This window comes from Nocardia cyriacigeorgica, assembly GCF_010858045.1.
Lineage (GTDB): Bacteria > Actinomycetota > Actinomycetes > Mycobacteriales > Mycobacteriaceae > Nocardia > Nocardia cyriacigeorgica_E.
This window is the reverse complement of the sequence record NZ_JAAGVC010000007.1, coordinates 1-22064: the sequence shown is the minus strand read 5'-3', so window position 1 is coordinate 22064 and position 22064 is coordinate 1. Positions and strand designations below refer to the sequence as shown.

Here is a 22064-nt window from a genome sequence, read left to right as displayed (position 1 = left end):
GACAGCTGTTCGGGCACCTCGACCGCGCTGTCCACACTGTTCACAACGACACCGCCTCGTAGAGTTTGCCGATTTCATCGCGACCCAGCACCCGGAGGGTGCCCGGTCGTTGATCGCCCAGCGCCACCGGGCCGATATCGGTGCGCACCAGCCGCGTCACCGGATGGCCGACCGCGTCCAGCAGCCGGCGCACGATGTGCTTGCGCCCTTCGTGCAACACGATCTTGACCAGCGAACGTCCCTCGCCGATATCGAGCACCTGGAAGCGGTCGACCTTGGCGGGGCCGTCCTCCAGTTCGACGCCGTCGCGCAGCTGCTTGCCGACCGCGCGATGCACCTCACCGTTGACGGTGGCCAGGTAGGTCTTGGACACCTCGAACGAGGGATGCATCAGCCGGTGCGCCAGATCGCCGTCGTTGGTGAGCAGCAGCAGGCCCTCGGTGTCGGCGTCCAGGCGTCCGACGTGGAACAACCGCTGCCCGGCCGCGATGCGTTCGGCGACGATATCGCCCACGCAGGGCCTGCCCAGATCGTCCGACATCGTCGACTGCCAGCCCTTGGGCTTGTTCAGCGCCAGGTGCACCAGCTCCTCGCGCACCACCACGCGGGTGCCGTCCACCCGGATCACGGCGTGCTGCGGGTCGATGCGCAGGCCCTGCTCGCGCACGATCATGCCGTCGACCTCGACGCGACCCTGCGCGATCATGTCCTCGGCGGCGCGCCGGGACGCGACCCCGGCCTTGGCCAGCACCTTCTGCAAACGCTCGCCCTCACCCCAAGGCAGTTTGGTGTGCGCGCCCGGAGCCGGCTCGACGTGCTGGCGCTTGGCGGGCTTGGCATTGCTCAGCTGCGGCGTCGAGGCGGTCTGACGCTGCGGCTTGGCGGATTTGTTCTTGCGGGGCGGCTGCGCGCGGTCGGGCCTGCGGGCCGCGCCCTGCGCGCCGCGCTGCGACGGGGCCGCGGAGCCGCCGCGCTGGGCGCCTGCCGATCCACTGGTGCCGCGCCGGGGGTCCGCACCCGTCGCGGCGCCCCGCGGGGTGACCCCGCGCTGGGCCGCACGCGCATCACGGGAGCCGATCGGGCGGCCACCCCTCGGGTGCTGGTCGTTACGTTTCCTACGGTCCGGTGTGCCATCTCGGCGAGCGGGTGTATTCACGTTGTCCTGTCAATCCTCGGTGCCGAGGTCCAGATCGTCCTCGGCGGGTTTCTTCAGCCTGGTGTAGCGGGGGTCCGTCTCCAGGCTCTCGTTGATCTCATCGATCAGGTCGACGCCCGGTAGCAGGGGCGCCAGTGGTGGCAGATCGCTCAGTGACGCCAGCCCGACCCGTTCCAGGAACAGTTCGGTCGTGCGGTAGAGCGTCCCGTTGGTCTCCGGGTCGACGCCTGCTTCGGCGATCAACCCTCTGGCCAGCAGGGTGCGCATGACGCCGTCGACGTTCACGCCGCGCACCGCGCTGACCCTGGTCCGGGTCACCGGCTGGCGGTATGCCACCACCGCCAGCGTTTCCAAGGCGGCCCTGGTCAGTTTCGACCGGGCGCCGTCGAGCAGCAGCCGTTCGACATACGGTGCGTACTCGCTGCGAGTATAGAAGCGCCACCCGTCACCGGCGAAACGCAGATCGATCCCGGAGCGCCGCGCCGACAGCTCGGCCGACATCTCGCGCAGGGTGCGCTCGACCCGCTCGGCACTGTCGTCGAGGGCCGCTGCCAGCTGTTCTACCGGGGCGGGAGTGTCGACGATGAGCAGAATCGCCTCGAGCGCCGAGCGGAATTCGTCGTCGTCGAGGGGTTCGGGGGTGAACTCTGCCACTGCCTCGGTCATCCGTAGTCCTCTTCGATGGTCACCACGTTATCTGCTTGCCCGTCCTCGGGTTGATCGCCGATCCAGCTCACCGCCAGCGGGCCGAGCGGATCGGGCTGATCGAACTCGATGCTCTTGCCGCGATAGAGCTCCAGCAAGGCGAGGAAGCGCGCGACGATTTCGATCGGCGCACCGCAGTCGGCGACCAGTTCGGCGAAGGTCGTCCACCCGCCCGCACCGCGCTCCTCGAGACGTTCGAGCACGATCGCGGCCTGTTCGGCGACCGAGACGGCGTGCGCGTGCAAATGGTCGAGACCCACCGTCGGCACGGGCCGCGGCCGGAACGCCGCCGCCGCGATCTCGGCGAACCCGGCGGCGTCCACACCGAGGGTCACCTCTGGCAGCAGATCGGTGAAGCGGTCCTCGAGCCCCACGGCGCGCGGGTACCGGCGCAGCGCCGCCGCCTCCAGCTCCCCGAGCAGTTCGGCGACCTGCTTGAAGGCCCGGTACTGCAGCAGCCGGGCGAAGAGCAGGTCGCGCGCCTCGAGCAGTTCCAGATCCTCGGCGTCGGTCATCTCCCCCGACGGCAGCAGCCGCGCCGCCTTCAGATCCAGCAGGGTGGCGGCCACCACCAGGAACTCGGTGGTCTGATCGAGGATCTTGTCCGCACGCAGCCCCGACTGCTCGGCCAGGTCCGCCGTCAACGCCTTGGTGTAGGCGATGAACTCGTCGGTCACCTTGTGCAACGCCACCTCGGTGACGTCGAGACGACGCTGACTGATCAGGGTCAGCAGCAGATCGAAGGGGCCCTCGAAGTTGCTCAGCCGCAGATGGAATCCGGACGGGCGCTCGGGCTCGGTGCCTGTGGCCGACCCGGGCTCGGCGCCCACGGTCGAGCCGGGCTCCGAGCCCGCATTCGAGCCAGGTTCGGTGCCCGCACTCGAGCCGGGCTCGGTGCTCACAGCCGAGCCGGGTTCGCTGCTCGCGGTCGAATCGGTGGAGCCTGGGTTATCGGTGCTGGTCGACAGTGCTGGCTCGGACGCTCCGGTCACCGGCCGGACCGGTGGATGACTTCCCGCGCCATCGCCCGATAGGCTTCCGCGCCACCGGATTTCGGGGCCCACGTGGTGATCGGCTCGCCCGCGACGCTGGCATCGGGGAAGCGCACGGTGCGCGAGATCGCGGTGTCGTACACCAGATCCCCGAACACCTCCACCACGCGGGACATGACCTGCCGCGAATGGAGCAGTCGCGCATCGAACATGGTGACGACGATGCCGTAGAGGCTCAGACGCGGATTGAGCCGATCGCGCACCTTCTCCACGGTGTCGTTGAGCAGGGCGAGCCCGCGCAGCGAGAAGTACTCACATTCCATCGGGATGATCACACCGTCGGAGCAGGCCAGCGCGTTCACCGTGAGCAGTCCGAGCGAGGGCTGGCAGTCGATGAGGATGTAGTCGTAGCGCGAGCGCACCGATTCCAGGGCCCGCCCGAGGGTCTGCTCCCGGCCGACCTCGTTGACCAGCTGGATCTCCGCCGCCGACAGATCGATATTGCTCGGCAGCAGATCCATGTTCTCGACCCTGGTCTGCATCAGCACGTCGTCGATGGAGACCTTCGAACCGACCAGCAGGTTGTGCACGGTGAGGTCGAGGTCGTGGTGGGCCACGCCGAGCCCGGCCGAGAGCGCGCCCTGCGGATCGAGATCGACCAGCAGCACCTTGCGCCCGTATTCGGCCAGCGCCGCACCGAGATTGATGGTGGAGGTGGTCTTGCCGACCCCGCCCTTCTGATTGCACATGGCGATGATCAGGGCCTCACCGCCGGGTGCCACGGCGGGCGGTTCGGGAACCAGACGCAACGGACGTCCGGTGGGGCCGAGCTCGACATCGTCGGGCACCGGCGCCGCTTCCACGGCGTTTCCCCACACCGAGGGGGTTCCGGTGTCGGCGTCGAGTCCCGCGCCGGCGTCCGTAAGCGGCTCCGTCCCAGCACCCATCGGCGGCTCTGCCGCTCCGGCTGTCGTCACGATCCGCTGCTCCTTATACGTTCCTGCCCGTTCCCCGCCGAGCGTAGCGAGGCCGATCAGTGCACGACCTCACTTTCGGATGGTCCAGCTCTCGGTAGACGCTACCGCTAGTTCGTCCCCGAGTGCCGCGAGTCCGACCGGCGTGTTCGCGACGCCACGCCGCGTCACGGATAACAAAACGCTACCTGTTCGTTGTCATTGCCATTGCGGAGCACTGTCGAACCGGTGACCTTTCCCGCCGGACCGGCCCTCGGCGCCTGGTCGAAGCCGCCAGGAGCGGGTGAATCCGGCGGCGCTCATGTCGCGCGCGGATGGGCAGTCGCCCAGACCTCGCGCAGGGTCTTGACGGTCACCAGGGTGTAGATCTGCGTGGTGGTGACCGAGGCGTGGCCGAGTAGTTCTTGGACAACGCGCACGTCGGCGCCGCCGTCGAGCAGATGCGTGGCAAACGAATGCCGCAGCGTGTGCGGGGAGACGCTGGCACCGATCCCCGAACGTTCGGCCGCGCTCTGCAATACCTGCCACGCGCTCTGCCGCGACAGCCGCCCACCGCGTGCGTTCAGGAACAACGCACCCGCGTTGCCGCGCCCACGCGCCGCGAGCACCGGACGCCCACGCACCAGATAGGCATCCACGGCCGCCAGCGCCGGACGCCCGATCGGCACGATGCGCTGTTTACCGCCCTTACCGCGCAACACCACCGCACGCTCGGGCATATCGAGATCGTCGACATCGAGCCCGACCATCTCCGAGATCCGGGCCCCGGTGGAATACAACAGTTCCAGCAGCGCCCGGTCCCGCAGTCCGCGCGCCACCCCCTCACCGCTGGTGCCGCAATCACCGCCCGCCGCTTCCAGCAGCTTCAGCACCTCGTCATAGGGCAACGCCTTGGGCAGCCTGCGCCCAGGGGCCGGCGGTTTCACCGCATGCGCCACGTCGGTGCTGGTCATGCCCTCGGCGGTGGCGAACCGGTGCAGGCCACGGACGGCGATCAGCGCCCGGGCCACCGATCCCGCAGCCAGCGGCGGATGCCCGGCGCCGCCGGAACGCAGCGCCATGGCGAACTCGGCGACATCGCCTTCCGCGACGGCGTCGAGATCGCCGATGCCGCGACCGGCCAGGAAGGCCCGGTACCGCTCCAGATCACGCCGATAGGCGGACAGGGTGTTGCGTGCGGCGCCCCGCTCGACGGCCAGATGGTCGAGGTAGGCGTCCACCTCCCGCACCGTGGCGGCCCGTCAGTCCTGCGCCCGGCGTGCTTGCCTGCCCAGCAGCGCCGTCGGCTGCCCGGGCCATGGCACGTCCGCCGGGCGCGGGGCCAGTCCCTGCGCCCGTGCCGCCGACACCGCGAGCACACCGGCCACGGCGGTGGCGTTGACGATCTCGCCGGCCAGCGCGGCCCGCACCGCCTGCTCCAGCGGCATCCGCACCAACTCCAGATCGGCTTCCTCGTGCTCGGGTTCGGGGCGCTCGGTGTCATAGAGCCCACGGGCCAGATACACCCGCAGCGCCTCGTCGGTGAAACCCGGCGACAACGCCACATCCACCAGTACCGACCACTCGCGTGCGGCCAGGCCCGTCTCCTCGGCCAACTCACGTTTGGCCGCTTCGAGCGGGTCCTCGCCGTCGATGTCGAGCAACCCGGCGGGAAGTTCGAGCAGCCGGATGCCCAGCGGATGACGGTACTGGCGGATCAGCACGATGTTGTCGTCGTCGTCCAGCGCGGCCACGGCGACGGCGCCGTGATGCTCGACCACTTCCCGTTCGACGACCCGGCCGTCCGGCATGGCCACCTGATCCAGCCGCAACGCCAGGATCGCGCCGGAATACACCGTCCGGCTGGACACGGTCTCGAAGTCGTGGCTACCCGGCACGGTGGAATTGTCGCTCATCTACGAGGCCTGATCACCCGCATTGGCCAATTCCTCACCGGGAATGTCGACCGGAAGCCGTTCGGCCGCCTTGTATTTCAAGGCTGCCGCGATCAGCGCCGCGAACAGCGGATGCGGCCGGGTCGGGCGCGACTTGAGTTCGGGATGGGCCTGGGTGGCGACGAAGAACGGGTGCTTGTCGGCGGGCAGCTCGACGAACTCGACCAAATGCCCGTCGGGTGAGGTGCCGCTGAACTTCAGCCCGCTCTTGGCAATCTTGTCGCGGTAGGCGTTGTTCACCTCGTAGCGATGACGGTGCCGCTCGGAGACCTCGGTGGTGCCGTAGGCCTGCGCCACCACCGAACCCTTTGCCAGCACCGCCGGGTAGGCGCCCAGGCGCATGGTGCCGCCCAGATCGGCTTCCCCGGCCACGGCCTGCTCCTGGTCGGCCATGGTGGAGATGACCGGGTGGGTGGTGTCGGGCTCGAACTCGGCGGAGTTGGCGTCGGTGAGCCCCACCGACCGCGCCGCCTCGATCACCATGCACTGCAAGCCGAGGCACAACCCGAGCAGCGGCAGTCCGCGGGTGCGGGCGTAGCGAATGGCGCCGACCTTGCCCTCGATCCCGCGGATGCCGAAGCCGCCGGGGATCAGCACCGCGTCCACGTCACGCAGCGCGGCCTGCGCTCCGGCCGGGGTCTCACAGTCGTCGGACTGCACCCAGCGGATCTGCACCTTGGCCCGCGAGGCGAATCCGCCCGCGCGCAGCGCCTCGGTGACCGACAGGTAGGCATCGGGCAGATCGACGTACTTGCCGACCAGCGCGACCTCAACGGTTTCGCGCGGGGAATGCACCCGGTCGAGCAGATCGCCCCACACCGTCCAGTCCACATCGCGGAACGGCAGACCGAGCTTGCGCACCACATAGGCGTCCAGGCCCTCGCGGTGCAGCACCTTCGGGATGTCGTAGATCGAGGGGGCGTCCGGGGTGGAGATGCAGGCGTCGACCTCGACGTCGCACATCAGCGCGATCTTGCTCTTGAGCGACTGCGGGACCTCGCGGTCGCAGCGCAGGATCAGCGCGTCGGGCTGGATACCGATATTGCGCAGCGCGGCCACCGAATGCTGGGTGGGCTTGGTCTTGAGTTCCCCCGACGGCGCCAGGTACGGCACCAGCGAGACGTGCAGGAAGAAGACGTTGTCGCGGCCGACGTCGTGGCGGATCTGCCGAGCGGCTTCCAGGAACGGCTGCGATTCGATGTCGCCGACGGTGCCACCGATCTCGGTGATCACCACATCCGGTTCCTGACCTTGCAGGTCCGGGCCGCGCATGGCCAGGATGCGCGCCTTGATCTCGTCGGTGATGTGCGGGATCACCTGCACCGTGTCGCCGAGGTATTCGCCGCGGCGCTCCTTGGCGATGACCGACGAATAGATCTGCCCTGTCGTCACATTCGCGTCCCTGGACAGATCCCGGTCCAGGAAGCGTTCGTAGTGTCCGACGTCGAGGTCGGTTTCGGCACCGTCCTCGGTCACGAACACCTCTCCGTGCTGGAACGGATTCATGGTGCCCGGATCGACGTTCAAGTACGGGTCGAGCTTCTGCATCGTGACCCGCAGTCCCCGCGCGGTCAGCAGTTGACCGAGGCTGGAGGCGGTAAGACCCTTACCGAGTGAGGAGGCGACACCACCGCTGACGAAGATGTGTTTGGTGGCAGTTCGCGCCTGAATCCGTGTTTGACCCACGGGTCTTCACGGTAACACGAAACCCCCGGTCCTCTGTACGCCACGCCCGGTTTGCCACCCGATCGCTCGCACTCGCTCATACCACCCTCTTGCCGCTGCGACCCAGCTCACGCCCTGCCCCATCTCGGCATGGCCCGGATGCTGCCGACAGCACGGGTGGTCGTGCCGTCGTTCGGATCGTCTCGGCTTCGGGAGGTATGACCATTCTCAGCCCACGATGATGCTCCACTTTCCGAACTGTCCGGGAGGGAAGTCCTTCAGGTTCACGTAGTCACCGGCGGTATCGAGCTCGCCGGAGGCGCCGGCCCCCTGGAGATGCGAATCGGAATGACCGCTGTTGTAGAAAAAGAGCCGATCATCGTCGACGGAAACAACGTGGGTCCAATGCCCGAATTGCCCGGGAGGAAAGTCCTTCAGGTTGACATAGTCGCCAGAGCTAGCTATCTCACCGGACGCAGCCCACGGTTGCTGGTACCCGTTGTAGAAGAAGAGCCGGTTGCCACCGGCGGGCGCGATCATCCACCACGGGCCGAAGTGCCCCGCCGGGAAATCCATCAGGTTGACATACTCACCCGAGTCGTCGATCTCGGCGGTGACAGCTCCCCGAGTCTGAACGTTGTAGAAGAAGAGTCTGTTCCGGCCAACCGGAACGATGTGGGTCCACTTTCCGAATTTTCCGGGTGGGAAGTCCTTCAGGTTGACGTAGTCGCCGGTGGCATCGAGTTTCCCGACCGCGCCGGCCCCGGTAACCGCTGTGTAGAAAAAGAGCCGGCCATCGCCCAGCGGCACCACCGCCCACTGACCGAATTGTCCCGCGGGAAAGTCTCTCAGGTTGACATAGTTACCCGCGGCATCGATCTCTCCCGAAGCGGACTGTGTCGTTTGATAGTTGTGGAAGAAGAGCCGCTGACCGTCGGCGGGCACAATAAAGTGCCACTGTCCGAATTGACCGGCTGGATAGTCCTTCAGGTTGACGTAGTTACCCGAGGCATCCAGTTTCCCTGATGCGGCAGCTCCGGAGTGACTGTAGAAGAACATGACGACCCCTTCTTCGATGGTGTAAATCGCCACTGCTGTTCGATTCGGTCCAGCCAGATCGGTCGCGATTGGCGCCGCAAGCTCGCCCGGAGGTAGCAAGCCTCTTCGGCGACGCCACCAGGAGCCATGACCTCCGCACTGCCATCGAACCCGCCATGGCCCGTCCGGTCAATGGGCAGTCAGACCGGGGCATGGCGAGCATGGACAGTCCCGGGACCTGTAGCCGCCGATACAGTCGGTGACCTGCTCGGGCAGGTCAACCGGGTGGCGCTCAGCCCGGCAGGGCGGCGAGGGTCAGGGAGGTCGCGGTGGGGCCGGTGCCGTAGCGGCCGGTGCGCCCGGCCAGTTGCTCGGACAGGGCAAGGGCGGTGGTGACGCGGCCGAGTTCGCGGTCGAGGTTGTCGACGGTGGTGACGGCGGCGGCGAGGGGGGCGTCGTCGCGGACGACGGCGAGCGGGCCCGCGCCTTCGGCGGAGCCCGGGCGACCGGCCAGGACCACGCCCGCGCCGCGAGCACGCAGAGCGCCGGCGAAGCGGGCGGTGTTGGCGCCGCGGCTGTTCTCCCCGGCCTTCGAGCCGTCACCGGTGACGACGACGGCCAGCTGGGCCGGCTGCACGGGGGTGTCGCCGTAGGCCAGGAATCCGCCGCCGCGCAGCGTCTCCAGGGCCAGGCCCAGTTCCTGCGGCGTGCTGCGCGGCTGCCCCGACGCCGGATCGAGCAGCAGCACCAGGCCGAGCAGATCGCCGGCCAGGCTGCCCTGGTCGACGGCACCGGTGCGCAGTTCGGCGCCCGCCGGGATGACATTGGTGAGAGTCGAACGCATCCGGTCGCCCTCGGTGGCGTCGACGAACGCCTCGGTGAACGCGATCCGCCCGGTGACGGCGGCGCCCGCGGTCTGCAACGCGGCCACGACACCGTCCACATCGCCGGGATCGGCGTCGGGGGTGGTGAACACCACGACGCTGCGGTCGGCGAGGGTGCCGCCGAGCAGCCGCGGCGCGGAATGGGCGATGAAGGCATCGGCGCCGTTCATCTGCCCGGTCAAGCGTTGATTCTCTGCGGTGAGGGTATCGACCTGGGCGCGTAGATCGTCCTTGTCGCTGCGCAGACCCGACAGCAGGTCCGAGGCCAGGGTCTGTGATCCGAGCACCACGCCAAGGGCGAGCGCGAGGAAGATCGCCGCGATCGAAATCGCGTGCTGGCGAAGCGAGATCACGCCGCCGTCCCACCCCGTAGGTCACGCGCCCAGAGCACGAACCGGTTCCAGGTGTCGGCGCCCCAATCCAGCATCTCGGTGCCGGAATTCGAGGCCAGCACCACCACGATCACCGCGATCAGCGCGGCCAGCACCACCAGCGCGATCGCGGTGCCGGACACTCGGTTGCGGTACAGGGTGGCCACCGCGGTGGCGTCCATCAGCGTCGAACCGATCTTGAGCCGCGTCAGGAAGGTCGCCGGGTTGCTGTCGCGGCGTCCGCGGTCGAAGAATTCGTCGAGCGAGGCGGCGGCTCCGGCGGTGACGATCAGCGCCGCACCATGGTGGTGGGCCAGCAGCAACGCCAGATCCGTCGGTGCACCGGAGGACGGGAACGTCGTCGCGCCGATGCCCAGATCCTGGATGCGTTCCAGTCCCTTGGCGTGGCCGTCGGTGTCGGCGGGCAGGATCACCTCCGCACCGGATTTCAATGTGGCGGTGGTGATCTCGTCCGGGTCGCCGACGATCAGGTCCGGGCGGTAGCCGCCTTTGGTCAGGGTGTCGGCGCCGCGCCCGACGCCGACCATGATCGGCGCGTACTCCTTGATGAACGGCTTGAGCTTCTTCAGATCCTCCGCGTGCCCCGGACCGTCGCCGACGACGACCACATGCCTGCCGCGCATCTCCAGTTCCAGATCCGGCACGCCGATCCCATCGATGAGCAGCGCCGATTCGGTGCGCACGAATTCGATGGTGTTGCCTGCGAAGGCTTCCAGATGATCGGCGAGGCCGTTGCGGGCCTCGATCATCCGTTCCGCGATGGCGGCCTCGGTGAGTTCGATGGCCTCGACGAGGACTTCCGGCTCCTTCTTGGTGAGCCGGTCGGCGTAGACGACGCCACCGTCGATGCGGATCTTGGCGCCGTCCTTGATCTTGCTGAACGCATCCGAGCTCACCGTGTCCAGCAACAGGATGTCGTTGGCCACCAGCACTTCCGGGCCGAGGTTCGGGTAGCGGCCCGAGATCGACGGCGAGGTGTTGATCACCGCGACCACGCCCGCTTCGACGAGACGGTCAGCGGTGAGCCGATCCAGGTCCATTTCGTCGAGCACGACGATGTCGCCGGGACCGACCCGTTTGAGCAGACGCCGGGTGTTGCGGTCCACGCGGGCTATTCCGGTGCGACCGGGCAGCGTCTCGGTGTTCTTCGACAACAGCGCCAGCATCTTCATGACGCCGATGATGGCCGCAAACCCTCAACCATTGGTGGAGGCGCGCCGCACCTGTTACCACATTCGTCACTGTGATACCACTGCGCACCTCCCGCCACCGGCGAGTCCCCACGCAATCGGCCCGCAACCCCGGACGTGTCTGCCCGGCGAAACGCCGCTGGCCACGTAGGGTACCCGGGTGAGCACCGCGCACCTGGTCATCGCCGCGCTCGCGGGCATCGTCGTCATCGTCGCCGCGATCACCTGGCTGAAGATTCATCCGTTCATCGCACTCACCGTCGGTGCCATCGGTGTCGGCATCGGTGCCGGGTCCGGCGCCGCCGACACCGTCGACAGTTTCGTCTCCGGATTCGGCTCGACGATGGGCAGTGTCGGCATCCTGATCGGCTTCGGCGCCATGTTCGGCAAACTGCTGGCAGACTCCGGTGGCGCCACCCGCGTGGTCGACACGTTGCTCAAACTGTCCGGCCCGAAACTGATGCCGTGGACGATGGGTCTGGTCGGTGCCGTCATCGGTCTGCCGATGTTCTTCGAAATCGGCGTCGTGCTGTTGATGCCGGTGATCATCCTGGTGGCCCGCCACTCCGGACTTCCGTTGATGCGCATCGCCATCCCCACGCTGGCGGGCCTGTCGGCCATGCACGGACTTGTGCCGCCGCATCCAGGTCCGCTCGTCGCCGTCGACGCTCTCGACGCCAACCTCGGTCTCACCCTGGCGTTCGGTGTGCTCGTCGCGATCCCGACGGTCGTGGTCGCCGGCCCGCTGTTCGGGACGCTGGCGGCCCGCTGGGTCGATGTTCCGGTCCCGGAGCTGTTCACCGACGAGGACGACAACGACGCCGACGACACGAAGCCCCAGCCACCCTTCCTGGTCGCCATCGGCACCATCCTGCTGCCGGTGCTGCTCATGCTCGGCAAGACCCTCGCCGACGTGATCGCGCCCGAATCCACCTCCGCGGCGAAGACCGTCCTCGACTTCCTCGGCACACCCGTCGTCGCCCTCGGCATCGGCCTGCTGGCCGGCATCGTGCTGCTCGGCTCCACCGCCCGGATGAGCCGCGACGACATCTCCGCGACGATGAACAGTTCGCTACCGCCGATCGCGGGCATCCTGCTGATCGTCGGCGCCGGTGGTGGTTTCAAGCAGGTGCTCGTCGATACCGGCATCGCCGACCTGATCGCCGACGCCATCCAGGACAGCAGCTTGCCGGTGCTGTTCCTGGCCTGGCTGGTCGCGGTGCTCATCCGGGTCGCGACCGGATCGGCTACCGTCGCCACGGTCACCGCTTCCGGAATTCTGGCGCCGGTGGCCGCCGACCTGTCCAACACCCACGTCTCGCTGATGGTGCTGGCGATCGGATCCGGTTCGCTGTTCCTGTCTCATGTCAACGACGCCGGATTCTGGCTGGTGAAAGAGTTTCTCGGGCTGACAGTTGCGCAAAACCTCAAATCGTGGACGGTGATGGAATGCCTGATATCGGTATGCGGTCTGGCCGGAGTGCTGGCGTTGAGCGTGGTCGTGTGACGCCGGTCCTGGTCGTCATGGGTGTGTCGGGGTCCGGTAAGTCGACCGTGGCCCGGCTGCTGGCGGAGAAGCTGGGCTGGGACATGCTCGAGGGCGACGATCTGCACCCCGAGACCAATGTCGCCAAGATGGCCTCGGGCACCCCGCTCACCGATGCCGACCGCTGGCCGTGGCTGCGCCGCATCGCCGACTGGATCGACACCCGCCAGTCCGCCCGCCGCCCCGGCATCGTCACCTGTTCGGCGCTCAAACGCAGCTACCGAGACGTCCTGCGCCGCGACGGCGTGATCTTCGTGCACCTGACCGGCAGCACCGAGCAGATCCGCGATCGCATCGGCCACCGCGCCGGCCACTTCATGCCCGCATCGCTACTGCAATCCCAAGTCGACACCTTGGAACCGCTGGAACCCGACGAGAACGGCATCGTCGTCGAAATCGGGCGCCCGCCTGCCGAAGAGGTCGCCGAGGTGATCTCGCAGTTGCCGCCCGGAAACTGACACCACCTGCCCGCAATTATCCGGGGTGCGCCTTTCGCAATGCCCGGGACTACCCGTATTCTCCGGGTCACAGATATCCGAAGAGGAGACGTCATGGCCAGCACCACCGTCGATACCGTCATCGCCGCACCGCGGGAGACCGTGTACCGGCTGTTCGCCGACCGCGAGAGCATCAGCCCCTACCTGCCCGTCCAGCTCAAGCTGGTCAAGCCGGGCACGACCGAACGCGAAGGTGTCGGCGCGCAGCATCACGTCGGGCTCGGGCCGGTCGGCGTCACCGAGGAGATCACCGCGCTGGTGCCCGGCGAGCGGATGGAATACAAGATCGTCAAGGGCGCGCCGGTCAAGCGGCACGTCGGCATCGTCACCTTCGCCGACGCCCCCGGCGGCACCCGCGTCACTTACACCATGGAGTCCGAGCCGTCGCTGCCCGTGCCCGCCAAGGTGCTGGAGGCCGGCCTGAAAGTGCTGATCTCCCAGTTCATCAACGGAGCGAAGAAGGCCGTGCGCTGAGCTGACCTTCCGACAACGGCCGCGCCCGGAGTGCACCGGGCGCGGCCGTTGCGCATCGATGGGGTCTGGATCGGCTCGACGGGCCGGCCCGGATTCCACGTGCCGATCACGCACCGGCATCGGCCGGGTTTCGGTTCCCGCGCCTGCTCAGCGCGCGGTGGCCCGCTCGGACCGCGCGATCTGCAAGAGTTCTTCGGCGTGCGCACGCCCGGTTTCGGTGTCGTCGAGGCCTGCGAGCATGCGGGCCAATTCGATCACCCGCTCGTCGTTGGTCAGGGCCCGCACGCCGGAATTCACCGCACCCGCACCGTCATCGGATTTGTTGACCACCAGATGCGTATCGGCGAAGGCCGCGACCTGCGGCAGATGGGTCACCACGATCACCTGATGGGTGCGCGCCAAACGGGCAAGCCTGCGCCCGATCTCCACCGCCGCCCGGCCGCCGACGCCGGCGTCGACCTCGTCGAACACCATCGTCGCGCCGTGCTCACTGCCGGCGAGCACCACTTCCAGCGCCAGCATCACCCGGGAGAGCTCACCGCCCGAAGCGCTCTTACTCAGCGGCAGCGACTGCGCACCCGAATGGGCCGACAGCCGGAACTCGACCTCGTCCACACCCGTCGACCCGGCGTGCAGCTCGGTCTCCCCGATGGTCAACGGGGCCGAATCCTGCGGGGCCGCAGGCACCGGCCGCACCACCACCTCGAGCCGCGCCTTACCCATCGCGAGCCCGCCCAGCTCGGCACTCACCGCCTCGGCGAGCTTGCCCGCCGCCTTGGTCCGCGCCGCTGTCAGCTTGCTGGCCGCCGCGCGCACCTTGTCCGCGGCCACCTCGACCTCTTTGGCCAGCGAGGCGAGGGTCTCCTCGGAAACGTCCAGTGATTCCAGCCGGGCCCGCGATTCCTCGGCCCAGGCGATCACCCCGTCGATATCGGGAGCGTATTTGCGGGTGAGCGTTTTGAGTTCGGCCTGGCGGGTGAGCATCGAATCCAGGGCGCCCGGATCGGACGGTAGATCCGACAGGTAGCCGCTCAGTTCGGTGGTCAGGTCGACCACCACCGCGATCGCCTCACCCAGCCGGGGCGCCAAGGCCGCCAAGGCCGGATCCTCGGCCGATTCGAGCCGAGATCGGGCGGTGCCCAGCGCATCCAGCGCGCCGGAGTTGGTCTCGGGGCTGTCGGCCGGGCCGGCCAGCGCATCGTGTGCGGTGGAAGCGGCCTCGCGCAAGGAATCCAGATCGCTGAGCCTGCGGATCTCGGCGACCAGGCGTTCGTCCTCGCCCGGCTCCGGTGCGATGCCGTCGATCTCGGCCAGCGAGTGCTTGAGCCGGTCGGCCTCCAACGCGAGTTCGCGGCTGCGCGCGGTGCGTTCGAGCAGTTCGGTGCGCGCATCCAGCCAGGCCCGGCGATGCTGCTGGTACTTGCGCAGCAGCGGTCCGACGGTGTCGGCGGCGAATTGATCCAGCGCGCTCAGCTGCTGATCCGGCCGCTGCAACCGCAGCTGGTCGTTCTGCCCGTGCACCGTCAGTAGCGGGGCCGTGAAATCCGACAGCACCGAGGCCGGAACGCCGCGCCCGCCCAGATGCGCACGCGAACGCCCATCGCTGCCGACGGTGCGGATGGCGATCACGCTGCCGTCGTCGTCACGTTCGGCGGCAGCGGCCTCCAGCACCTCGGCCACTTCGGCGCGCGCCGCCTCGTTCACCTCGTCGATGGTGAACCGGCCCTCCACCACCGCACGGGACGCGCCCAACCGCACCCGCCCGGCATCCGCGCGCGCACCACTCAGCAGATGCAAACTGGTGACGACCATCGTCTTTCCGGCGCCGGTCTCACCGGTCAGGACCGTCAGACCCTCATGGAATTGCGCGGTCGCCGTGGAGATGACGCCGAGTCCGTCAATCCTGATCTCTGTCAGCACGTGTGCTCTCCGTTCGCCGTCGGCCACGCCAGCCTGTCACGGGCAATTGGAATTTGCGCACCATCCGGTCGGCGAACGGCGCGGAATCCAACCGCACCCACTGCACCGGTTCGGCGCCGCGGACCGCTTCCACTCGACCACCCCTCGGCAGGGCGAGGGTGCGCCTGCCATCCAGGAAAACTATCGCATCGTGGCCCGTCGCAACGGATTCGACCGCGATCCGGGAATCCGGGCTGGTCACCAGCGGACGGGCGAACAGGGCGTGCGCATTACTGGGAATGACCAGCAGCGCTTCCAGCTCCGGCCACACCACCGGCCCGCCGGCGGAAAACGCATAAGCCGTGGACCCGGTGGGCGTGGCGATCAGGATGCCGTCGCAACCGAACGCCGACACCGGCCTGCCGTCCACCTCGAGCACCACTTCCAGCACACCCATCCTGGCGGCGTTCTCGATGCTGGCTTCGTTGAGCGCCCAACCGCTTTCGACCACCTCGTCGTCGACGCGGACCGAGACATCGATCGTCATCCGCTGCTCGACCCGATAGTCGCGGCGCACCACCTGCGCCAGCGCCTCGTCCAGATGTTCGGCCTCGGCTTCGGTCAGGAAACCGATGCGGCCCAGATTGATTCCCAGCACCGGCACCGACGCTGTCCGCGCCAGTTCCGCCCCGCGCAGAAACGTGCCGTCACCGCCGAGGGCCAGCACCATTTCACAGCCGAGGGCGGCATCCGGCTTGTGTTCGACGACGCGCACCGGATAGCCGCCGCCTGCGCTCGAATCCGCCTCGAATCTGGTGCTGTAGGCCTCGTCGGCCAGCACCCGCAGCCCGATGCCAGCGTCGGCGAGGATCTTCGCCACCCGATGCGAGGTCTCGATGATCTCGGCCCGCCCCGGATGCGAGACCAGCAGGATCTCCCGGCCGGCGGCCTCGCCCGTCAGCGCGTTCACTGTGGACCCTCCTCAACCGCGCGTTCGACCAGGGCCGCGACCGCCGCGACGTCGTAGTCGAACGGTCCGTCGTTGCGCAACCACAGGAAGTATTCGACATTTCCCGACGGCCCCGGCAGTGGGCTGGCCACCGCCGCCAGGGTGCGCAGACCCAGTTCGGCCGCGGCCGAGGCCACCGTGCGGACCGCTTCGGCGCGCAGCGCCGGATCACGCACCACACCGCCGGAGCCTACTCTTTCCTTGCCCACCTCGAATTGCGGCTTCACCATCGGCAGTAGGTCGGCACCGGGTGCCGCGCAGGCGGCCAGTGCGGGCAGCACCAGCGCGAGCGAGATGAACGACAGGTCGGTCACCACCAGTTCCACCGGGCCGCCGATAACCTCGGGGGTCAACGTGCGGACATTGGTGCGGTCCAGCACGCGCACCCGTTCGTCGTTCTGCAATCGCCACACCAGCTGGCCGTAGCCGACATCGGCGGCGACCACTTCACTAGCCTGCCGCGACAGCAGCACATCGGTGAATCCCCCGGTGGACGCGCCGGCATCCAGGCAACGTTTCCCGGCGACACGCAAACCGCCCGGTTCGAACGCCTCCAGCGCTCCCAGGAGTTTGTGCGCGCCACGCGACGCCCACGACACCTCGTCCGGCTGTTCCCGCACCAGCAGCGGTGTTCCGGGTTCCACGGCCGTCGCCGGTTTCACCGCGACGGCGCCATTGATGAGGACGCGGCCCGCCCCGATCAGCTCGACCGCGTGTTCTCGCGATCTGGCCAATCCGCGGCGTACCAGTTCGGCGTCCACTCGTGCGCGCCTGGCCACCTCAGATCTTGTCCACCGTCGCCAGCGCCTGCACCAGGACCTCGTGGGCCTGTTCCAGGATGTGCGCCCGCCGGGTGAGGTCGGTGCCGCTGTCCGGATCACCGTCGCCCGCGCCCGCACCGGCGCCGAGTTCGTCCAGCAGCGCATCGATCTCGGTGCGGATGCGGTCGGGATCGGCCGGTTCCGGTCGTCCCTGTGCACCAGGCAGATGCTGACCGGGCAGCGGCGCCCCTGGACGGGGGCCGGGCACAGGCGGACGGGGCGTGGGAGTACTCATCGTGGCGACAACGCTATCGGATTTCGGAACGGGACGCGCGTACCGTCACGGCGCGACCAGGATTGTCGCGCAGGGTGTCGGCGAGATCACCGTCCCCCGCGGGCACCGGCGGCTGATTCAGCGCGTCCAGGGACGTCGCGACGTAAGTGGGCCACAGCTCCTCGGGCCATTCCGCGAGATCGGCCGCGGTGCTGACGCCGGTGAGCACCAGCAACGAATCCAGCTCGACGCGTGCCGCGCCTTCGATGTCGGTATCGAGTCGATCCCCGACCACGAGCGCGTTGCGCGTACCCGCCCGCACCAGCGCGTCTTCGAGCAGCGGGGCATACGGCTTCCCGGCGACGACGGGTTCGCGGTCGGAGGCGGCCCGCAACGCCGCCACCATCGATCCGTTGCCCGGCGCGAGGCCGCGCTCGTTCGGCAAGGTCTTGTCGGTGTTGGCGGCGATCCACAGCGCATCGGCACGCAGGGCGTAGGCGGCTTCGGCGAGGTCGGGCCAGCCGGTCTCGGGCGAATGGCCCTGCACGACGGCCTCCGGCGCCGAGCCGTTGAACCGGCGCACCGGCCGCAGTCCGACCGCGCTCACCTCGGCGGCGAGATCGTCGGTGCCGACGACGAGCACCTGCGCTTGCGGTTCGAGCCGTTCGGCCAACAGCCGCGCGGCGGCTTGTGCACTGGTCACGACGTCCTCGGTACCGGCCTGGAACCCGAGTTCGGTCAGATGCTCGGCCACCACAGCGGGCCCCCGGCTCGCGTTGTTGGTCACGTACACCAGCCGCTGGTCCCCCTCCGACAATGCCGCAGGCGCCCCGTCGATGACGACCTGCCCGCGATAGAGCGTCCCGTCCAGATCCAGCAGCAGCGCGCCGTATCGGTCCCGCACCCGCATCACTTCACTCCCTCGCACCGATTCAGCGTCCACCCGAAATCCTCCCACCCGCAGTGCCCATGCGATCGACCGGCACGGCCTGCGTACCAACGCCGTCCCGTCGCGGAGCAGTGTAGGCAACAGCACCGACATGAGCCGCGAACCGAATCGAGGACAGGATGCGGCCGCAATACCGGCGATCCTGGCCAGATGACCCCATCACCACCTTCTTCCGGGTCCGCTCCACTGCGCGACCGCGGCGCCTTGGTCACCGGCGGATCCCGCGGCATCGGCCGTGCGATCGTCACGCGGCTGGCCGCTGCGGGCGCGGCTGTGGTCTTCACCTACCGCACCTCGGCCGCGGCGGCCGAGGCCCTCGTCGACGAGATCCGGGAACAGGGCGGCCGCGCACACGCCGTTGCCCGCGGCACCCTGCTGACCTTGCAATTCGCCGCGCGCAACCTGCGCGACAACGGCCGCATCATCACCATCTCCACCATCGGCACGCACTGGCCGAGCCCCGGCGAGGCCGCCTATGCCGCGAGCAAGGCAGCGGCCGAGCAGCTGACCCGCGTCGCCTCCCGAGAACTCGGCAGCCGCGGCATCACCGCGAATGTGCTCGCCCTCGGACCGACCGACACCGATCTGCTGCGCTCGACCGCGCCACCGGCCGCACTCGACGCGACCGCGGCCATGCCAGCGCTCGGACGGATCGGCGGCCCCGCCGACATCGCGGGCTTGGTCGCGTTGCTCGCGCACCAGGACAGCGGCTGGATCACCGGGCAGATCATCCGCGCCGACGGCGGCCTCACCTGACCGGTGAGCCGCGCTCAGGCGTCGCCGGTGAGTTCGGCCGCTCGTTCCTCCGCGTCGGTGTCGCCGTCGAGATCTGCCGCCGCGGCGTTGAGGAACCAGGTCAGGCCCTCCTCGGTGCGGCCGGCGGCGACCAGGGCGTCGGCGTAGGCGTAGAACAGGCGGGCGGCGGCCGAGCCGGTGCGTGAGGGGTCCAGATCCGTTGTCTGCAACGTGACGACGGCCTGGTCGTACTGGCCGAGGTCCATGCGAGCGCCTGCGACCACGATCCGCAGTTCGTTGGCTTCGTCGCCGCGCAGAGCCCGCGCTTCCTCGCTGCGGCCCAGCTCGATGGCGCGTTCTGGGCGCCCGAGCCCGCGTTCACAGTCGGCCATCACCGCGAGCAGACCGGAGCCACCGGACATGCGTCGTGCGGTCCGCAGCTCGGAGAGAGCTTCGGCCCATTCACCCGCGTGATAGGCCACCACACCGGCGGTTTCTCGCACCACAGCGATGCGGCCGGCCCGCTGCCGGGCGGCGCGCGCGTGCGCCAGCGCCAGCCCCGGGTCGTCGTCGAGCAGGCGCGCGGCCATCACCAGATGCCTTGCGACGGTCTCGGCATTGCCCTTGTCCAGGCTGAGCAGGTCACGCCGGATCGTGGTGTCGAGGTCGGAGGCCTGAACGTCATCGGGCAGGTCCGGCTCTTCCGGCCGGGGCGGACGGCGATCCATCATCCGGCCGCCGGGCGCCCGGCCACCATCGCCGCCGCGACGCCGATCGCCACCGGGTCCATCGCCACGGCCCTCATCGCGCCGCTTCGGCCCGCGATCGTTCCAGCCGCGGCTGTCTTCGCGCCGGCCACGGTCGCCGTTGTCGGTCACATCGCCCCGCTCTCCGGTCTGCGCGACCACCGAGGGCCGCTGTTCGACGGCATCGTCGCGGTCGTCGGCGCGCGCCCCGGTCACCGCCGTACCCGCGTCGTCGCCGCCGGTCCAGTCTGCCGGTCGATCCGCGTTATCGGCATCGCCACGCCGACCGGACGGTGCGGCGTCAGCAATCAGTTCCGTCGCCGAGACTGGGTCTGCGTCGGAGGTCGACCGCTCGGTGTCATCCGCACCCGTCTCGTCGGTTCGGCGCATAGCAGCGTCGTCCGCCGACGAGCTTCGACGTTCGATGTCGTCCGCTCGGGCAGCGTCTGTCGATTCGACGTGGGACTCGCCTGCACGAGCCGGCTCGTCGCCCGTCCGCTCGGCGGGAGGTTCAGTTTCTCCGCTTGCGGCCGCAGGCACCGACTCGGTCCGGGAAGAGTGGCCAGTGGCCTGCTCGGTAGCAGCGGATCCTGCGCTCAGGTCCTGGTCGTGGTCCGGGCTGGCTGCTGCCTCGATCGGCGCGATGTCGTCACGCTCGGTTCCAGAACGATCGCCCGCATCGGTGTTCGGGAAGGACCGCTGCGACGAACGGTCGTCCTGCCGCCGGAAACCACCGCTGCGCCGGCCCTGGGTGCCCGAGTCGTCCCGCTCGGCATATCCACGCTCGGGGCGTCCGCCCTCGAACTCGCCGCGACGGAATCCACCGCCGCTCCCGCCGCGGGATTCGCCTCCTGAGCGTCGGAATCCGCCCGGACGATCGCCCGAAGTGCTCGGCCGTCCGCTGTCGCCGCGCCGGAAACCACCCTGGTCGGATCCGCGGCGGTCGTCGCGGCCGCCGCGAACGTCATCCGAGGAACGCCGGAACCCGCCCTTGTCCGCACCCCGGTAACGGTCGTTCCCGCCACGATCTCGATCGTCGCGTCCGCCACGAGGCTCTTCCGACGGGCGCCGGAAGCCTCCCCGGTCCGAACGGTAGCGGTCATCTCCGCCGCCGGGGCGGTCGTCACGCCGGGCGCGAGCGTCGTCCGAGGAACGCCGGAAACCGCCCTTGTCCGCACCGCGGTAGCGATCGTCCCCGCCGCTCGCCCGGTCGTCGCGCGGTGCCTGGTCGCCGGAGCGCCGGAACCCACCGGGCCGGTCGCCGAAGTTCGCCCGACCGCCGGGCCGCGAATCGCGGTCCCGATCACCACGGAACCCGGCCCGGTTGCCGCCACGCTCCGATGAACCGGTGGTGTCGTCGTATCGGCGCCGGTCATCGGGCCCGCGTCGCTCGTCCCGATCACCCGACCGGCCGTATCCGCGCCGATCCTGGCCGGACGAGCCCCATTCGCGCCGGTCTCCGCCGCGCCGATCATCTCGATCACCGGATCGGCCGTATCCACCGCGGTTCTGGTCCGATGACGATCCGCGCTCGCTCCGCTCGCCGCCGCGACGGTCGTTCCACGTTCGGTCGCCGGTATCGCGTCGCGGTGCGTCGTCGCGGCGATCCCGCCACTGTGGCCGGCCTTCGGACGAGCTGCCGCGGTCGGATTCACGCCGGTCCCGGTACCCGCCGCGATCGTCGCCGCGGTTCCAGTTGCTGCCACGCTGCTGTGGGCGGCTATTGCTCTCATTGCGCGGTCCGCGCCGAGCCGGCCCGGCTTCGCTGGGTTGCCCGCTGTCGCGTCCACCGCGCGGGAAGCCGCCACGTTCGCCGCCACTTCGGTCGGCGCGGTCGTCACCTCGGCGCGTTCTGCGTTCGTCGTCTCCGCTTCGGCCCCGACCGCCGCGTTCCCCCGAGGTACCGCGGTCGCCCCGATTATCGCCGCGGCCTCCGTATCCGCGCTCGGGGTCGTTGCGGCGGAAGGGTTTCCGACCGTCGTTCTGTTCCGGCACGGTGGTCCCTTTCTGAGTTGCGCGCACAGGTGGCTCGGCCACGAATTCCTGACATCTACTCGACGTTCGCCGAGCATTTCGGCATACAAACGACGATAGGGGACCCAGTGTATGGGTCCCCTATCGTGAAGGATGTTCCGGCGGTGTCCTACTCTCCCACACCCTGTCGAGTGCAGTACCATCGGCGCAGGTGGCCTTAGCTTCCGGGTTCGGAATGGGACCGGGCGTTTCCCCACCGCTATAGCCGCC

Annotated in this window: 21 protein-coding genes and 1 rRNA gene; 4 read left to right on the top strand and 18 right to left on the bottom strand. The window is 68.9% G+C overall.

Annotated elements, in window-relative coordinates:
* Positions 1-40 precede the first annotated feature (40 nt).
* The 10 genes from GV790_RS09080 to steA all read right to left on the bottom strand — a co-directional run bounded on the left by GV790_RS09080 (position 41) and on the right by steA (position 10912).
* Entirely contained in the window at positions 41-1156 is a 1116-nt protein-coding gene (locus tag GV790_RS09080) for a pseudouridine synthase (protein WP_163812545.1), read from the bottom strand.
* A 9-nt stretch (positions 1157-1165) separates the two neighbouring features.
* A complete protein-coding gene (gene scpB, locus GV790_RS09075) occupies positions 1166-1822 on the bottom strand; it encodes an SMC-Scp complex subunit ScpB (protein ID WP_163812543.1) in 657 nt (218 codons plus the stop codon).
* A complete protein-coding gene (locus GV790_RS09070) occupies positions 1819-2691 on the bottom strand; it encodes a segregation and condensation protein A (RefSeq protein ID WP_163812918.1) in 873 nt (290 codons plus the stop codon). Before GV790_RS09070 ends, scpB begins: the two co-directional genes overlap by 4 nt.
* Before the next feature lie 158 nt (positions 2692-2849).
* Entirely contained in the window at positions 2850-3800 is a 951-nt protein-coding gene (locus GV790_RS09065; protein WP_228807037.1) for a ParA family protein, read from the bottom strand.
* Positions 3801-4126: 326 nt separating this feature from the next.
* A complete protein-coding gene (gene xerD, locus GV790_RS09060; RefSeq protein WP_163812541.1) occupies positions 4127-5056 on the bottom strand; it encodes a site-specific tyrosine recombinase XerD in 930 nt (309 codons plus the stop codon).
* 12 nt (positions 5057-5068) lie between these two features.
* The gene (locus GV790_RS09055) at positions 5069-5722 is read right to left on the bottom strand and encodes an NUDIX domain-containing protein (protein WP_163812538.1); all 654 of its coding nucleotides are present in this window, start codon (positions 5720-5722) and stop codon (positions 5069-5071) included.
* The gene (locus GV790_RS09050; protein ID WP_051016407.1) at positions 5723-7447 is read right to left on the bottom strand and encodes a CTP synthase; all 1725 of its coding nucleotides are present in this window, start codon (positions 7445-7447) and stop codon (positions 5723-5725) included.
* 207 nt (positions 7448-7654) lie between these two features.
* Positions 7655-8518 carry a hypothetical protein gene (locus GV790_RS09045; RefSeq protein ID WP_163812536.1) on the bottom strand — a complete coding sequence of 288 codons (864 nt, stop codon included), beginning with the start codon at positions 8516-8518 and terminating at the stop codon, positions 7655-7657.
* A gap of 238 nt (positions 8519-8756) precedes the next feature.
* Positions 8757-9701: a copper transporter gene (locus tag GV790_RS09040; RefSeq protein ID WP_163812533.1), complete on the bottom strand. Its 945-nt coding sequence runs from the start codon at positions 9699-9701 to the stop codon at positions 8757-8759.
* Positions 9698-10912, bottom strand: coding sequence for a putative cytokinetic ring protein SteA (gene steA / locus GV790_RS09035; protein WP_163812531.1), 1215 nt, complete (start codon positions 10910-10912; stop codon positions 9698-9700). Before steA ends, GV790_RS09040 begins: the two co-directional genes overlap by 4 nt.
* A gap of 178 nt (positions 10913-11090) precedes the next feature.
* Here steA and GV790_RS09030 point away from each other — a divergent pair, with 178 nt between their 5' ends.
* The 3 genes from GV790_RS09030 to GV790_RS09020 all read left to right on the top strand — a co-directional run bounded on the left by GV790_RS09030 (position 11091) and on the right by GV790_RS09020 (position 13447).
* The gene (locus GV790_RS09030; RefSeq protein WP_163812529.1) at positions 11091-12437 is read left to right on the top strand and encodes a GntP family permease; all 1347 of its coding nucleotides are present in this window, start codon (positions 11091-11093) and stop codon (positions 12435-12437) included.
* A complete protein-coding gene (locus GV790_RS09025) occupies positions 12395-12934 on the top strand; it encodes a gluconokinase (protein ID WP_163812527.1) in 540 nt (179 codons plus the stop codon). Before GV790_RS09030 ends, GV790_RS09025 begins: the two co-directional genes overlap by 43 nt.
* 93 nt (positions 12935-13027) lie before the next feature.
* Positions 13028-13447, top strand: coding sequence for an SRPBCC family protein (locus tag GV790_RS09020; protein ID WP_163812525.1), 420 nt, complete (start codon positions 13028-13030; stop codon positions 13445-13447).
* Between the two features lie 147 nt (positions 13448-13594).
* On the opposite strand, the gene recN is transcribed toward GV790_RS09020, so the two are convergent.
* From recN to GV790_RS08995, 5 genes are read right to left on the bottom strand one after another with little or no spacing between them, the layout of a single operon-like run.
* Positions 13595-15367 carry a DNA repair protein RecN gene (gene recN, locus GV790_RS09015; RefSeq protein WP_163812523.1) on the bottom strand — a complete coding sequence of 591 codons (1773 nt, stop codon included), beginning with the start codon at positions 15365-15367 and terminating at the stop codon, positions 13595-13597.
* Entirely contained in the window at positions 15345-16316 is a 972-nt protein-coding gene (locus tag GV790_RS09010; RefSeq protein ID WP_375139380.1) for an NAD kinase, read from the bottom strand. The genes recN and GV790_RS09010 overlap by 23 nt, the downstream gene beginning before the upstream one ends.
* On the bottom strand, positions 16313-17134 hold the full coding sequence (locus tag GV790_RS09005; RefSeq protein WP_163812521.1) for a TlyA family RNA methyltransferase: 822 nt from the start codon (positions 17132-17134) through the stop codon (positions 16313-16315). Before GV790_RS09005 ends, GV790_RS09010 begins: the two co-directional genes overlap by 4 nt.
* 1 nt (position 17135) lies before the next feature.
* Positions 17136-17411, bottom strand: a complete 276-nt coding sequence (locus GV790_RS09000; protein WP_163812519.1) for a hypothetical protein — start codon at positions 17409-17411, stop codon at positions 17136-17138.
* A gap of 13 nt (positions 17412-17424) precedes the next feature.
* Positions 17425-18300, bottom strand: coding sequence for an HAD-IIA family hydrolase (locus GV790_RS08995; protein WP_178127732.1), 876 nt, complete (start codon positions 18298-18300; stop codon positions 17425-17427).
* A 189-nt stretch (positions 18301-18489) separates the two neighbouring features.
* Here GV790_RS08995 and GV790_RS08990 point away from each other — a divergent pair, with 189 nt between their 5' ends.
* Positions 18490-19095: an SDR family oxidoreductase gene (locus GV790_RS08990; RefSeq protein WP_163812517.1), complete on the top strand. Its 606-nt coding sequence runs from the start codon at positions 18490-18492 to the stop codon at positions 19093-19095.
* A 14-nt stretch (positions 19096-19109) separates the two neighbouring features.
* Here the strand turns inward: GV790_RS08990 and GV790_RS08985 are convergent, their stop codons facing one another.
* The 3 genes from GV790_RS08985 to rrf form a co-directional block, all read right to left on the bottom strand.
* The gene (locus GV790_RS08985) at positions 19110-20036 is read right to left on the bottom strand and encodes a tetratricopeptide repeat protein (RefSeq protein ID WP_163812515.1); all 927 of its coding nucleotides are present in this window, start codon (positions 20034-20036) and stop codon (positions 19110-19112) included.
* Between the two features lie 380 nt (positions 20037-20416).
* A complete protein-coding gene (locus GV790_RS30725; protein ID WP_218586389.1) occupies positions 20417-21892 on the bottom strand; it encodes a hypothetical protein in 1476 nt (491 codons plus the stop codon).
* A 58-nt stretch (positions 21893-21950) separates the two neighbouring features.
* A 5S ribosomal RNA gene (rrf, locus tag GV790_RS08980) occupies positions 21951-22064 on the bottom strand; the annotation flags it as partial.